At 71.1% G+C, this 14341-nt stretch carries 11 protein-coding genes and 3 pseudogenes; all 14 read right to left on the bottom strand.

Annotated elements, in window-relative coordinates; genetic code table 11:
• The 14 genes and pseudogenes from BM536_RS26495 to BM536_RS26430 all read right to left on the bottom strand — a co-directional run bounded on the left by BM536_RS26495 (window position 1) and on the right by BM536_RS26430 (window position 14213).
• The gene (locus BM536_RS26495; RefSeq protein ID WP_073492509.1) at window positions 1-909 is read right to left on the bottom strand and encodes an ABC transporter permease; all 909 of its coding nucleotides are present in this window, start codon (window positions 907-909) and stop codon (window positions 1-3) included.
• On the bottom strand, window positions 896-1684 hold the full coding sequence (locus BM536_RS26490; RefSeq protein ID WP_073492511.1) for an ABC transporter ATP-binding protein: 789 nt from the start codon (window positions 1682-1684) through the stop codon (window positions 896-898). Before BM536_RS26490 ends, BM536_RS26495 begins: the two co-directional genes overlap by 14 nt.
• A gap of 35 nt (window positions 1685-1719) precedes the next feature.
• Window positions 1720-2832 carry an aliphatic sulfonate ABC transporter substrate-binding protein gene (locus tag BM536_RS26485; RefSeq protein ID WP_073492513.1) on the bottom strand — a complete coding sequence of 371 codons (1113 nt, stop codon included), beginning with the start codon at window positions 2830-2832 and terminating at the stop codon, window positions 1720-1722.
• 222 nt (window positions 2833-3054) lie between these two features.
• Window positions 3055-4388 (bottom strand): annotated as a pseudogene (locus BM536_RS26475) (sulfate adenylyltransferase subunit 1).
• 2 nt (window positions 4389-4390) lie between these two features.
• On the bottom strand, window positions 4391-5326 hold the full coding sequence (gene cysD / locus BM536_RS26470; protein WP_073492519.1) for a sulfate adenylyltransferase subunit CysD: 936 nt from the start codon (window positions 5324-5326) through the stop codon (window positions 4391-4393).
• Window positions 5323-5859 (bottom strand): adenylyl-sulfate kinase, encoded by a 537-nt coding sequence (cysC, locus tag BM536_RS26465; protein ID WP_073492521.1) that lies wholly within the window; start codon window positions 5857-5859, stop codon window positions 5323-5325. The genes cysD and cysC overlap by 4 nt, the downstream gene beginning before the upstream one ends.
• A gap of 38 nt (window positions 5860-5897) precedes the next feature.
• Complete coding sequence (locus BM536_RS26460; protein ID WP_073492523.1) at window positions 5898-6608, bottom strand: phosphoadenylyl-sulfate reductase; 711 nt, start codon at window positions 6606-6608, stop codon at window positions 5898-5900.
• Window positions 6605-6784 carry a hypothetical protein gene (locus BM536_RS43190; RefSeq protein ID WP_073492525.1) on the bottom strand — a complete coding sequence of 60 codons (180 nt, stop codon included), beginning with the start codon at window positions 6782-6784 and terminating at the stop codon, window positions 6605-6607. Before BM536_RS43190 ends, BM536_RS26460 begins: the two co-directional genes overlap by 4 nt.
• The gene (locus BM536_RS26450; protein WP_073492527.1) at window positions 6781-8478 is read right to left on the bottom strand and encodes a nitrite/sulfite reductase; all 1698 of its coding nucleotides are present in this window, start codon (window positions 8476-8478) and stop codon (window positions 6781-6783) included. Before BM536_RS26450 ends, BM536_RS43190 begins: the two co-directional genes overlap by 4 nt.
• A 180-nt stretch (window positions 8479-8658) precedes the next feature.
• Entirely contained in the window at window positions 8659-8742 is an 84-nt protein-coding gene (locus BM536_RS44425; RefSeq protein WP_309486338.1) for a putative leader peptide, read from the bottom strand.
• Window positions 8743-8869: 127 nt separating this feature from the next.
• On the bottom strand, window positions 8870-9442 hold the full coding sequence (locus tag BM536_RS26445) for a GNAT family N-acetyltransferase (protein ID WP_073492529.1): 573 nt from the start codon (window positions 9440-9442) through the stop codon (window positions 8870-8872).
• Between the two features lie 17 nt (window positions 9443-9459).
• Window positions 9460-10752, bottom strand: coding sequence for a hypothetical protein (locus BM536_RS26440; protein WP_073492531.1), 1293 nt, complete (start codon window positions 10750-10752; stop codon window positions 9460-9462).
• A gap of 238 nt (window positions 10753-10990) precedes the next feature.
• Window positions 10991-12227: pseudogene (locus BM536_RS26435) on the bottom strand (GAF domain-containing protein).
• A gap of 352 nt (window positions 12228-12579) precedes the next feature.
• A pseudogene (locus BM536_RS26430) lies at window positions 12580-14213 on the bottom strand (acyl-CoA dehydrogenase family protein).
• Window positions 14214-14341: the final 128 nt, after the last annotated feature.

The raw sequence follows: 14341 nt of genomic DNA, 5'->3' as shown, positions 1-14341 counted from the left end.
TCAGCCCTTCACCAGCAGTCCGCGCCCGCGCAGCACCCGCCGCTCCAGCGGGCTGAAGATCAGCAGGTCGATGGCGATGCCGACGAACAGGATCAGGACGATCGCCTCGAACACCATCGCCATGGAACTGGCGTTGCGGCCGTTCTCCAGCAGCGCGCCCAGGCCGACGCCCAGGTCGGGGGAGGAGGCGATGATCTCCGCCGCCATCAGCGACCGCCAGGAGAAGGCCCAGCCCTGCTTCAGACCGCCCAGGTAACCGGGCAGCGAGGCCGGCAGCACGATGTGCCAGGCGCCCTTCAGCCCCGTCGCGCCCATCGTGCGGCCCGCCCGCAGGAACAGCGGCGGCACCTGGTCGATGCCGGAGACCAGGCCGTTGGCGATCGAGGGGACCGCACCGAGCAGGATCACCGCGTACATCATCGAGTTGTTCAGGCCCAGCCAGATCACCGCCGGCGGCACCCACGCCACCGAGGGCAGCGACTGGAGACCCGACAGGATCGGGCCGATCGCCGCGCGCACGAACTTCACCCGGGCGACCAGCAGACCGAGCGGCGTACCGATGGCGAGCGCCAGCAGGAAGCCCAGCAGACCGCGCGAGACGCTGGTCCAGATGTACTCGAGGAGCTTGCCCTCCAGCCACGCGTCCTTGAACTCGTTGCCCACGTCGGACGGCGACGGCAGCTTCGCCGGGTCGTCGACGATCTTGAAGGTGATCAGCGCCTGCCAGACCACCAGGACCACCGCTATCGCGACGATCGGGGGCAGGATCTTGTTGACGAAGGTCTGCCGGAAGGACGTACCGGCCGTCGCCGTGGTCTCCAGGGCGTCGAGGCCCGCCTCCACCCCCGCGATGCCGCTGTCGCGGACGGGGTCCTTCGCCGTCGGGTCGGTGGTCTCAGTGCTGGCCATGACGGCGGATCTCCCCACGCAGGACTTCGGTGATCTCCAGGGACAGCTCGGCGACCGGAGCGTCCTCGATGCGACGCGGCTGCGGAATGCCGACCGTCCACTCGCGCGCTATCCGGCCCGGCCGGGACGACAGCAGGACGACGCGCTGCGCGAGCCGTACCGCCTCCCGCACGTTGTGCGTGACGAACAGCACCGACAGGCCCGTCTCGGCCCAGATCCGGGTGAGTTCGTCGTGCAGCACGTCCCGCGTGATCGCGTCGAGCGCCGCGAACGGCTCGTCCATCAGCAACAGCCGGGCGTCCTGCGCCAGAGCGCGGGCCAGCGCCACCCGCTGCCGCATACCGCCGGAAAGCTCATGCACGCGCTTTCCGTACGATCCCTTCAGCCGGACCAGCTCGAGCAGCTCCTCGGCCCGGTCGTGCCGGTCGTTCTTGGGAACTCCCCCCAGTTTCAGGGCGAGTTCGATGTTCTTGCCCGCGGTCAGCCACGGGAACAGGGCGTGCTCCTGGAACATCAGGGCCGGTCGCCCGTCGGTGCCGATGTGACCGGCGGTCGGGGCGTCGAGCCCCGCCACCAGGTTCAGCAGCGTCGACTTGCCGCACCCCGAGGCCCCCAGGAGGGTGACGAACTCGCCCGGCGCGACATCGAGGGTGATGTCGTCGAGGACGAGCTGCTGCCCGGCGGGCCCGGCGAACGACTTCGAGACATGCTCGATGCGCGCGGCGTACTCCACCGACTCGGTGCCGTCGGCGGCCTTGGCGAGGGTGGTTGCCATGGTCGTCACCTCCTGGGGACTCTCGTGGTTGCGGGTTACTTGACGCCGAGACCGGCGTCGTCGACGGTCGGCTCGCCCGCGGCCTGAAGGACCTTGTTCAGGGGCGCGAGGTCGTAGATGCCGTCCAGCAACGGGTCCTCCAGCAGACCGGCCTTGACCGCGTGTCCGGCCTCGGTGTCGAGCGTGGCCGCGAGCGGGTCATTGGTGAACTGGATGGACTTCCAGGCCGGGTCCAGGACCTCCGCGGGCAGCTCCTTGCCGGAGTCCACCTTGAGCTGCGCGTTCGCCGCCGCCTTCGCCTCGTCCGGGTTGGCGTTGATGTACTTGTTGATGTCGACGGAGGCCTTCAGCACCGCCTCGACCGCCTTCGGGTGCTCCGTGAGGAACTTCTGCGACACGATGATGTTCGTGATCACGAACTTCTTGTCGGGCCACAGGTCGGACTCGTCCAGCAGCACCTCGGCGCCCTCGGCCACCAGCTTCGACGCGGTCGGCTCCGGCACCCAGGCACCGTCGATGGAACCGGACTTGTAGGCGTCGGGGGTGACCTTGTTGTCGGTGCGGATGACCGACACATCGCCCTTGCCGCTCTCCGCGTCGACCTTCCAGCCCTGCTCGGAGATCCAGTTCAGCAACGCCACGTCCTGCGTGTTGCCGAGCTGAGGCGTGGCGATCCTCTTGCCCTTGACGTCCTTCAGCGACTTGATCTTGGCCGGGTTCACCACCAGCTTCACCCCGCCGGACGCCGAACCGCCCACGATGCGCAGGTTCTTGCCGGCGGACTTGGTGTAGCCGTTGATGGCCGGCGAGGGGCCGATCCAGCCGATGTCGATCGACCCGGAGTTGAGCGCCTCGATCTCGGACGGACCGGCGTTGAAGACCTGGTACGACGCCTTGGTCGCGCCGAGGGCCTTCTGGAAGTAGCCCTTGTTCACGCCGACGAGGGCGGTCCCGTGGGTCAGGTTGCCGAAGTAGCCGATCTTGACGGAGTCGAGACCGTCGATCTTCTCCGCCCCGGCGGCGACCTTCTGGGCGGCCGGTTCGTCCTTGGCCTCGGAGCCGTAACCGCAGGCGGCGAGGGTGAGAAGCGGAAGTGCGGCGGCGGCGGCGAGTCCGCGGCGAAGGAGTGTCGAGCGAGTGGCAGGCACGGGAGGTGTTCCTCTCGTTGGCCCGGCGGTCACGGTCTCTCAGGTCGTGGCCGGGAGGTCGGCAGGTTTTCGTCTACGGCGGTGGGGGGTGCGGGCGCGCAGGCAGTGCGCGTACGTCAGCGCACACATCGCGCCACCCCGCCCTGCCCGCTGCCGAGGGCGCCGCTGCCGACGCGGCCGCCCTCCTTCGCGAACGTGGAGTAGTAGTCGGTGGGGTTCATGTCAGAAGTCCCACCCGTCGTCGTCCGACAGGTCCTTGACCGGCTCGGGGGAGGCGAACGACTCGCCGACCATGCCCGCGGTGAGCGTGGTGCCGTCGCTCGGGTCGATCAGGATGAACGAGCCCGTGCGGCGCGAGTCGGCGTAGGAGTCCACCGGCAGCGGCTCCGCGGCGCGGATCTTCACCCGGCCGATGTCGTTGGCCACGAGCTGTCCCGGATGCGGGTGCAGGGACAGGTCGTCGAGGGTCAGACGGGACGGGATGTCCTTGACGATCGCCTTGACCGTGCGGGTGCCGTGCCGCAGCAGCACCCGGTGGCCGACCGTCAGCGGAGCGTCGGCGACATGGCAGACGGTCGCCTCGACGTCCTGCGTGGTCGGCGGGGCGTCCTTGCTGGGCACGATCAGGTCGCCGCGCGAGACGTCGATGTCGTCCTCCAGCAGGACGGTCACCGACTGTGTCGTCCAGGCCACGTCGACCGGCGTGCCGAGCAGGTCGATGCCCGCGATCTTCGTGGAGCGGCCGGACGGCAGCACCGTGACCTGCTCGCCGACCCGGAACGTGCCGGCGGCGATCTGGCCCGCGTAACCGCGGTAGTCGGGGTGCTCGGCGGTCTGCGGCCGGATCACGTACTGCACGGGCAGCCGCGCGTGGCAGTGCGCCAGGTCGTGGCTCACGGGAACCGTTTCCAGGTGTTCCAGGAAGGTCGGCCCGCCGTACCAGTCCATGTTCGCCGACGGATCCACCACGTTGTCCCCGGCGAGCGCCGAGATCGGGATCGCGGTGACCTCGGGGACGCCCAGCTCGCTCGCGTACGCCGTGAACTCCTCGGCGATCGCGCGAAGACGGTCTCCTCGTACTTCACGAGGTCCATCTTGTTGACGGCGAGCACGACGTGCGGGACGCGCAGCAGCGCCGCGATCGCCGCGTGCCGCCGCGTCTGTTCCACCACGCCGTTACGGGCGTCGACCAGGATCACCGTCAGCTCGGCCGTGGAGGCACCCGTCACCATGTTGCGGGTGTACTGCACGTGGCCGGGCGTGTCCGCGAGGATGAACCGGCGCCGGGGCGTGGCGAAGTAGCGGTAGGCGACGTCGATCGTGATGCCCTGCTCCCGTTCGGCCCGCAGGCCGTCCGTGAGCAGCGCGAGGTCGGGGCCCTCCTGGCCGCGGCTCGCCGAGGCCCGCTCCACGGCCTCCAGCTGGTCCGTGAGGATCGACTTGGAGTCGTGCAGCAGCCGTCCGACGAGCGTGGACTTGCCGTCGTCGACGGAGCCGGCGGTGGCGAACCGCAGCAGGGTGGTGGCCGAGAGTTCCTCGGTCGTGACGGTGCTCATGCTTAGAAGTACCCCTCGCGCTTGCGGTCTTCCATCGCGGCCTCGGACATCTTGTCGTCGGCGCGGGTGGCCCCGCGCTCGGTGAGCCGGGAGGCGGCGATCTCGGCGATGACCTGCTCCAGCGTCAGCGCGTCGGAGTCGACGGCGCCGGTGCAGGACATGTCCCCGACGGTGCGGTAGCGCACGAGCCGCTTCTCGACGGTCTCGTTCTCCTTGGGGCCGCCCCACTCGCCGGGCGTCAGCCACATCCCGGCCCGCCGGAACACCTCGCGCTCGTGCGCGAAGTAGATCCCGGGCAGCTCGATGCCCTCGCGGGCGATGTACTGCCACACGTCCAGCTCGGTCCAGTTGGACAGCGGGAAGACGCGGACGTGCTCACCGGGGGCGTGCCGGCCGTTGTACAGGTTCCACAGCTCGGGGCGCTGGCGACGCGGGTCCCACTGGGAGAACTCGTCGCGCAGGGAGAACACGCGCTCCTTGGCGCGGGCCTTCTCCTCGTCGCGCCGGCCGCCGCCGAACACCGCGTCGAACCGCTCCGCCTGGATCTTCTCCGTCAGCGGCAGCGTCTGGAGCGGGTTGCGGGTCCCGTCCGGACGCTCCTTCAGCAGGCCCCGGTCGATGTAGTCCTGCACGGAGGCGACATGCAGCCGCAGCCCGTGCTCGGCCACCGTACGGTCGCGGTACTCGAGGACCTCGGGGAAGTTGTGCCCCGTGTCCACGTGCAGCAGCGAGAACGGCACCGACGCCGGCGCGAACGCCTTCAGCGCCAGATGCAGCATGACGATGGAGTCCTTGCCGCCGGAGAACAGGATCACCGGGTTCTCGAACTCGCCCGCCACCTCGCGGAAGATGTGCACCGCCTCCGACTCCAGGGAGTCCAGGTGGCTGAGGGCGTACGGGGAGTCCGTGCCCTCCTCGGTCCGTGCGACGGTCGTCACACCAGTCCCCTCTCGCTGAGCAGGGCGTACAGCGACGCCGCGGACTCCTTGACGGTCTGGTTCTGGGACTCGATCCGCAGATCGGGCCGCTCCGGGATCTCGTAGGGGTCGTCGACCCCGGTGAGCCCGGTCAGCTCGCCCGCGGCCTGCTTGGCGTACAGGCCCTTCACGTCCCGCTCGCTGCACACGTCGACGGGGGTCGCCACATGCACCTCCAGGTACGCCGTCGCACTCTCCTCGTGGCGCTTGCGCACCGCGTCACGGCTGTCGGCGTACGGCGCGATCACCGGCACGAGCGCCTTCACGCCGTTACGGGCCAGCAGTTCGGCGAGGAAACCGATGCGCTGCACGTTGGTGTGCCGGTCCTCACGGCTGAAGCCGAGGCCCGCGGAGATGAACTCGCGGATCTCGTCGCCGTCGAGCACCTCGACGAGGTGGCCCTCCTCGCGCAGCCGGGCGGCCAGCTCGTACGCGATGGTGGTCTTGCCGGCACTCGGCAGACCCGTGAGCCAGACGGTGGCTCCGGTCGTCACGTGGTTCTCCAAATCGGTAGGAAGCGCGGTCATGGGCGTCAGCCGTGCAGTCCGCACTCGGTCTTCGCGCGGCCCGCCCAGCGGCCGGCGCGCGCGTCCTCGCCCTCCAGGACCCGGCGGGTGCAGGGGGCGCAGCCGACGGAGGCGTAGCCGTCCATCAGCAGGGGGTTGGTCAGTACGCCGTGCTCGGTGACGTAGGCGTCCACGTCGTCCTGGCTCCAGCGGGCGATCGGGGAGACCTTGACCTTCTGCCGCTTCTCGTCCCAGCCGACGACCGGGGTGTTCGCCCGGGTCGGGGACTCGTCGCGGCGCAGCCCGGTCGCCCAGGCGCGGTAGCCCTTGAGGCCCTCTTCCAGCGGCTGCACCTTGCGGAGCTTGCAGCACAGGTCGGGGTCGCGGTCGTGCAGCCGGGGGCCGTACTCGGCGTCCTGCTCGGCGACCGTCCGCCGCGGGGTGAGGGTGATGACGTTGACGTCCATCACGGCCTCGACCGCGTCCCGGGTGCCGATGGTCTCGGGGAAGTGGTAACCGGTGTCGAGGAAGACCACGTCCACGCCCTTGAGCACGCGGGAGGCCAGATGCGCCACCACCGCGTCCTCCATGGACGAGGTCACGCAGAACTGCTTGCCGAAGGTGTCCACGGCCCACTGGAGGATCTCCAGCGCGGAGGCGTCCTCCAGGTCGCGGCCCGCCTGCTCGGCGAGCGACTTCAGCTCTTCGGCGGTGCGGGTTTCCTGAGCCGTCGTCATATCGGGTCCCCTCCGTTGTCGGCTCGCTGAACTCCTCGGGCGAGCAGCCCGAGGAACTTCAGCTGGAATGCGCGATTGCATGCCCCGCATTCCCAGGCGCCGTGACCCTGCTCGCTCGGACGCAGGTCCTCGTCGCCGCAGTAGGGGCAGTAGAAGGGCGCGGCGCGCTCGCTCACGAAAGGGCCTCCTCGTCGGCCCGTGCTGCCCAGACGGCGAACCGCTCGCCGTCCTCGCGCTCCGCCTGGAACCGCTTGAGGACCCGCTCGACGTAGTCCGGCAGCTCGTCCGAGGTGACCTTCAGGCCACGGACCTTGCGGCCGAAACCGGCTTCGAGACCGAGTGCTCCGCCCAGGTGCACCTGGAAGCCCTCGACCTGCCGGCCCTGGTCGTCGAGGACCAGCTGGCCCTTGAGACCGATGTCCGCCACCTGGATGCGGGCGCAGGCGTTCGGGCAGCCGTTGATGTTGATGGTGATCGGCTCGTCGAACTCCGGGATGCGGCGCTCGAGTTCGTCGATCAGGGCGGAGCCGCGCTGCTTGGTCTCGACGATGGCGAGCTTGCAGTACTCGATGCCGGTGCAGGCCATCGTGCCGCGCCGGAAGGGGGAGGGCTTGGCGGTGAGGTCCAGTGCCCCGAGAGCCTCCACCAGCGACTCGACCTGCGCCTCCTCGACATCGAGGACGATCATCTTCTGCTCGACGGTGGTCCGGACCCGGCCCGAGCCGTGCGCCTCGGCCAGCTCCGCGATCTTCGTCAGGGTGGCGCCGTCCACGCGGCCGACACGCGGCGCGAAACCGACGTAGTAACGGCCGTCCTTCTGGCGGTGCACGCCGACGTGGTCGCGCCAGCGCTCGACGGGCTGGGCGGGGGCGGGGCCGTCGACCAGCTTGCGCCGCAGGTACTCGTCCTCCAGGACCTGGCGGAACTTCTCCGGGCCCCAGTCGGCGACCAGGAACTTCAGCCGGGCGCGGGTGCGCAGCCGCCGGTAACCGTAGTCACGGAAGATCGAGATGACGCCCTCGTGGACGTCCGCGACCTCGTCCAGCGGGACCCAGGCGCCGAGCCGGACGCCGATCTTCGGGTTGGTGGACAGGCCGCCGCCGACCCACACGTCGAAACCGGGGCCGTGCTCGGGGTGGTGCACCCCCACGAACGCGACGTCGTTGATCTCGTGGGCCACGTCCAGCAGCGGTGAGCCGGAGACCGCGGTCTTGAACTTGCGGGGCAGGTTCGAGAAGGCCGGGTTGCCGACGATCCGGCGGTGGATCTCCTCGATGGCCGGGGTGCCGTCGATGATCTCGTCCTCGGCGATCCCGGCTACCGGCGAGCCGAGGACCACGCGGGGCGTGTCACCGCAGGCCTCGGTGGTGGACAGGCCGACCGCCTCCAGGCGGTTCCAGATCTCCGGCACGTCCTCGATGCGGATCCAGTGGTACTGGACGTTCTGCCGGTCGGTGATGTCGGCGGTGCCGCGCGCGAACTCCTGAGAGATCTCGCCGATCACCCGCAGCTGCTCGGTGGTGAGCCGGCCGCCGTCGATCCGGACCCGCAGCATGAAGAACTCGTCGTCCAGCTCCTCCGGCTCCAGGATCGCGGTCTTGCCGCCGTCGATCCCGGGCTTGCGCTGGGTGTACAGACCCCACCAGCGCATCCGGCCGCGCAGATCGTTCGGGTCGATCGAGTCGAAGCCGCGCTTGGAGTAGATCGTCTCAATGCGTGTCCGCACGTTGAGACCGTCGTCGTCCTTCTTGAACTGCTCGTTGCCGTTGAGCGGGGTGAAGTGCCCCGCGGCCCACTGACCCTCGCCGCGGTGACGGCTCACCTTGCGGCGGGGCGCTGAGGCGGCAGGGTTCTGGGGGGTGGCGGCCATGGTGAATACGTCCTTCGGGACAGCGACGGGAACGGGTCGCGCGTGGCGCCGTCCATGAGGGGCGGTGGTCGGGTGACGGGCGGGCGGCTCTGACCTGCGCAGCACCGGAGCACGGAGGCACGCGTGCGCGTCGCCGCGCGGAGGGAGGCTGGAAGGGGCTGTCGACGGTGCTTCGGCTCGTCAGCTCGCCGGACAGATGGCGCTGGACATGCGGCCGAGGTCGACGTGCCGCCGACTCACCAAGGCAATTCCAGTTCCAGACATGACGGAAGCGTGTCACGGCGATCTGGACACAGTCCAGCTTCGTCCGTCATGTGGACACCCTGGTCTCGATATACGAGACCGGGGTGGTGTCGGTCACATGAGCCGCGCGAAGTCTTGTCGGCGCAGGTCAGGCGAGGTATGCGCCCGGCCAGGGGCCCGGAGCGGCCACCTCGGCCTCTTCCTCGACCTTGGTGTCGAACAGCTTGAACCCGCGGCGCTGGTAGTTGTCCATCGCGTGCTCGCCGTCCAGGCTGCACGTGTGCAGCCACACCCGCTTCGTCCGGGGCAGCCCCGGCCAGCGGTCCGCGAGGTCCCAGGCGCGCGCGGCGCCGTACGACAGCAGATGGCCGCCGATCCGTCGGCCGCGGAAGGCCGGGAGCAGACCGAAGTAGACGATTTCGACCGCTCCGTCGTCCTGCGGCTCCAACTCCACGTACCCCGCGGGCGTCCCCCGGTCGTAGGCCACCCAGGTCTCCACGCCCGGCCGGGCCAGATGCTCCTGCCACCGCGCATACGTCCAGCCCAGCCGGTCGACCCAGCGGATGTCCCCGCCGACGGACGCGTACAGGAAGCGGCTGAACTCGGGGGAGGGCACCTCGGCGCGCACGATCCGCACGTCGCCCTCCGGCGCGGCCGCCGTCAGGAGGTCACCCGGTGCGGTCTGCTCCAGGGACCAGGTGGTCACGGGGATGTTGGTCATGCCCGTCAGGGAATCATCTACTTCGCCGATCTGTCGATCGAGGCCAGCGGCAGCGCGAACAGCACGCGGCCCGACTGCGTCCAGACATCACCGGTCTGCGCCCAGTAGGACAGCGACGCGGTCCGCGGGCTCCAGCAGTCGCGGCTGTCGTCGGCGCCGCAGCGCAGGCCCCGCGCGCCGTCCGTGTCCTGCCGCCACAGCGATCCGTGCCCGTCCCCGGCACCACCGCCCCGGCTCACGTACCAGCCGCCCTCGTACGACAGCACGCCGCGCACCCCGGTCGCCTTCGTCCGGTACGCCTCCGTCGCACCGACCCGGCCCGTGGAGTCACCCGCGAGGAACCCGGCCCGGCCGGGGGCGGTGTCGAAGGCGTACCGCCACAGGCGGGCGCCCCGGTCGCCGTCGTCGAGCGTCCACTCCCCGGCGACGAGACTGTCCGGGGCGGTGCTGCGGTCCAGGGACACGGTGGCGGGGTGCGGGGCACCGGAGCCGCCGCTCAGCCGGTAGGAGGCCACGGCCGGCAGGACGTACGGAGCGCCGTGCGCCGACCATCCGCCGGGCACCCGGCCGACCGCCTCGCCGGCGACCGTCGCCCGGTGGATGCGGTTGACGTCGTAGACGTACAGCGCGGCCCGGTCCCCGTCGTCGGCGGTGACCAGCAGCTTGTCCTGGTACCAGACCATGCCCGAGACCTGGGAGACCAGGCCTCGGTAGTCGCGTCCCCCGTCGACGGGGACCGCGAGCAGCGCCCAGGTGTAGGGGAGGCGGTTCGTGTCGTCCGCGTCCACGAGTGCGACCCGGGCGAGTCCGCGGTCGGCGACCGGACCGGAATCGCGCGACCAGCCGGAGACGATCACCCGGTGGGCGCCCCACAGACCGTCGTCGTCCGCGTCTCCGGAGGTGGTGACCGCGCCCGGCTCCCAGCCCTCGGTGTCACCGGTGTTCCAGCAGTACGCACGCGTGGCCGTCGGGGAGACGGGCAGGGCCTCGCGCTCCCCCCGAGTGCAGTCGGCCGCGTGGCGCAGCGAACGGCCGGCGCCGCTCAGCGCCTCGCCGACCCCGACCGAGGGACCCATCTCCGCGGCGAGCCGGTCCAGAGAGGCCGACGGCACCGCTTCCTCGGTCAACCGCAGCGAGGCCGTGGAAGCGGACGAGGTCAGCGGTTCCAGGGCGCCGGGGCCGTCGGCGACCGTGGCCTGGGAAGCGCTGATCATGGTGGCGGCCGCGGTGAGCGCGAGAGCGGTTCCCGCCAGGAAACCGCGTACCGCCCTGCCCCGCCTGCGCCGGCGATGTCGGCCACGCTGCTTCATTCGTCCTCCCGAGGCGGGCCAACTGCGCCTGTTGATCCTTGCGTTGACCGAGGAGCAGGTGGGGTGACCCGTAGGGGGATGTTACGGCAGTCGGCACCCGCAGGGGGCGAAGACCTCGCATATGTACGGAAGATGCTGTGCCGTAAGTCGACTTACGGTACGAAAGCCCTGATCGCGGGCGGGCGGACACGTCGCCGGTCGCGGTTCCGGGAGCGGGGGACCGGACCCCCGCTCCCGGTCACCGTCGGAGGGAACCGGGGAGCCGCGCGCCCGTCACCGCGGGCGCCGTCGAGTGGGGGAGGAGGTCCTTCGGGTCCTCGGGGAGGAGCACCTCCACCTCCGCCTGCTCGCAGAAACGATACGGCCGATGCTCCAGAAGCCCCCCGAGATACCGCCGGACCCGCGACATCTCGGCCCGTACCGTCACTCTGCGCGCCGGATCCCCGAACACCTCCTCGGCCAGCCCCGAGGCACTGCGCCCGGCCCGGTGCACCGCCAGCACGTACAGCAACTCCGCGTGCCGGGGACTCAGTTCGTGCGACCACGTGCCCGCCCCGCCGGTCACCGTCACCGACCACCGGCGCGGCCGCGTCAGATCCAGCACGACCCGGGTCCTGCCCGGCACCTCCGGCTCCACCGCCCCGTCGAACAAGCGCACCAGCCAGCCCCCCGCCAGCGGCTCCAGCGTGCACAGCCCCAGCGCCGGCAGCCGACGACGCCCCGGCGAGGGCGACTTGGGCAGCGCGATCCGATTCGTGTACGGCATCCCGGTCACCGCCGCCGTCCACCCGTCCCCGTCCACCACCACCGCCCGGCCGCCGATCCTGGCCAGCACCGGAGCCGCCACCGCCCGCAGCCGATCCAGCGCGCCCAGATGCCGCTCGCGCAGGGTCGCCTCGGCCAGTTTCGCCACCGAGTCGACCCAGGCGAGGGTCGCCGGATGCATCGTGTCCAGCGGACCGCTGACGTCGACCACACCGAGCAGGCGTCCGCTCCTCGGGTCCGTGATCGGGGCGCCGGCGCAGGTCCAGGCGGTCTGCGCGCGCACGAAGTGCTCGGCGGCGAACACCTGCACCGGCCGCCGTACCACCGCGGGGGTGCCCACCCCGTTGGTGCCGACCACGTCCTCCCGCCAGTCGGCGCCCAGTTCGAAACCGATCCCGTCCGCCTTGCGCAGCACGGTGGAGCAGCCCTCCCGCCACAGCACCCGGCCGTCCTGGTCGGCGACGACCATGATGTGTCGGGTGACGTCGGCGACCGAGAGCAGGCCCTCGCGCAGCACCGGCAGCACGTCCCGCAGCGGCGACTCCTCCCGGCGCCGCCGCACCTCGTCGGGGCTGAGCAGCCTGGCACGGTAGCCGTTCTCCGGATCGACACCGCTGCGCAGCGTCCGTTCCCAGGACTGCTCGATCACGCCGGTGCGCGTGTCCGGGCGACCGGCCGGCGAGCTTGGCGTCACGCACCTCGCTGAGCATCCGGGCCGCCCGCGCGGCGTCGACGGCGGCGAGTTGCGGCACGTTCAACGGCGACTTCGCCACGGGGCCTCCCGGAGAGCAGACGGACGCAGGACCGGATGTCAAGCGGCTTCGCCGACTGTTTCCGGTCTTGCTGCGGGTCCCATACTGCCGTCCACCGGTGCCGGAGGGGCACACTCCGCTCACCCGGCCCCCCCACGTTGCAACCCCCTGCAACCCTGGTCAACATTCACGAGCTGTCCGAAACTTGTGGCACGCCGTCCCGAGCGGCGTTTCCGGCCTCGCAGGGCCATGGCCGCGGGGGTGGTGCCGTGTCGGCGCAGCACCACCCCCGCTCCTGCTCCTCCGCAGGTCACCCCAGCGGCCGAGCCCGCTCCACGAGCGCCCGGAGATCCAGGGTGTGGGGCAGCGTGCCGAAGGCGCCGCCACTGTCGCCGCCCAGCCGCGAGGCACAGAACGCGTCGGCCACCTCCGGCGGCGCGAACCGAACGAGCAGCGACCCCTGCAACACCAGCGCGAACCGCTCCGCGATCCGCCGCGCCCGCCCCTCCGCACCGCCGAGATCGGCCAGTTCGGTCAGCAGGTCCTTGATCGCCGCGTCCAGCCGGTGATCGGCGCCGCGCGCCCGACCCACCTCCTGGAGGAACGCGTGCAGCGCCGACGGCTCCCGCCGCAGCGCCCGCAGCACGTCCAGCGCCTGGACGTTTCCCGCTCCCTCCCAGATCGAGTTCAGCGGCGACTCGCGCACCAGCCGGGGCATCCCCGACTCCTCCACGTAACCGTTGCCGCCCAGGCACTCCGCCGCCTCCACCGTCACCGGCGCACAGCGCTTGGTCACCCAGTACTTGGCGGCCGGCACCGCGATCCGCAGCAGCGCCCGCTCCTGCTCACCGCCGTCGTCGCAGGCCGCGCGAGCCGCAGGCCGAGAACCGTCGCCGCCTCCGACTCCAGCGCGAGATCGGCCAGCACATTGCGCATCAACGGCTTGTCGAGAAGTTTCCCGCCGAACGCCTCCCGGTAGGCGCAGTGGTGCAGCGCCTGCGCGACGGCCGCCCGCATCAGCCCCGCCGACCCCAGCACACAGTCGAGCCGGGTCGCCGCCACCATGTCGATGATCGTGCGCACCCCGCGCCCCTCCTCACCGACCCGGCGCGCCCACGTCCCGTCGAACTCCACCTCGGCGGAGGCGTTCGACCGGTTGCCCAGCTTCTCCTTGAGCCGCTGGATCAGAAACCGGTTGCGCGTGCCGTCCTCCAGGACCCGCGGCACCAGGAAGCAGGTCAGCCCCTCCGCGGCCTGGGCCAGCACCAGGAACCCGTCCGACATCGGCGCCGAACAGAACCACTTGTGCCCCGTCAGCACATACGTCCCGTCCTCGGCCAACGGCCGCGCGGACGTCGTGTTCGCCCGGACGTCGCTGCCACCCTGCTTCTCCGTCATCCCCATCCCGAACAGCGCCCCCGCCTTCTGCCCGGCAGGCCGCAACTCCCGTTCGTAGATCATGGACGTCAGCCGCGGCACCCACTCGGCGGCCAGCTCCGGGTCGGCGCGCAGCGCGGGCACGGCCGCGTGCGTCATCGACAGCGGACAGCCGTTCCCCGCCTCCACCTGTGTCCACACCAGGAAGCCCGCAGCCCGCCGCACATGTCCGCCGGGCCGGGTCCAGGCCGCGGTCAGTCCCGCGCCGACCCCCTTGCCCAGCAACCGGTGCCACGCCGGATGGAAGTCGACCTCGTCGACCCGGTGCCCGTAGCGGTCGTGTGTTCGCAGTCTGGGCGGATTCTCGTTCGCCTGCACCGCCCACTCCTGGAGCTGTGCCGACCCGGCGGCCCGGCCCAGCGCCGACAGCTCGCCGTGGGCCTCGTCGAGCAGCTCCGGATCGAGGTGGCGCTCCACCGCGGCCACCAGGGCCTGGTCGGTGCCGTAGACGTCGTACCCGAGGAGCGGCGGGGGCTGGTTGGTCACGGTGTGCGTACTGCCTGCCATACCGCGAACGTACCCCCGGCCACGCCGCTCATGGCCGGGGGAGCGCAGAACGCGCCGTCCGGTGCCGCAGGCACGCCCGCCTGCCGAGGGCCGTGGCGGGGTGCCGTCCCGCGTGCCGAGGGCCGTGG

The organism is Streptomyces phaeoluteigriseus (assembly GCF_001896135.2).
GTDB lineage: Bacteria > Actinomycetota > Actinomycetes > Streptomycetales > Streptomycetaceae > Streptomyces > Streptomyces phaeoluteigriseus.
The sequence above is the reverse complement of the archived record's forward strand: the minus strand, read 5'-3'. Positions and strand labels throughout refer to the sequence as shown.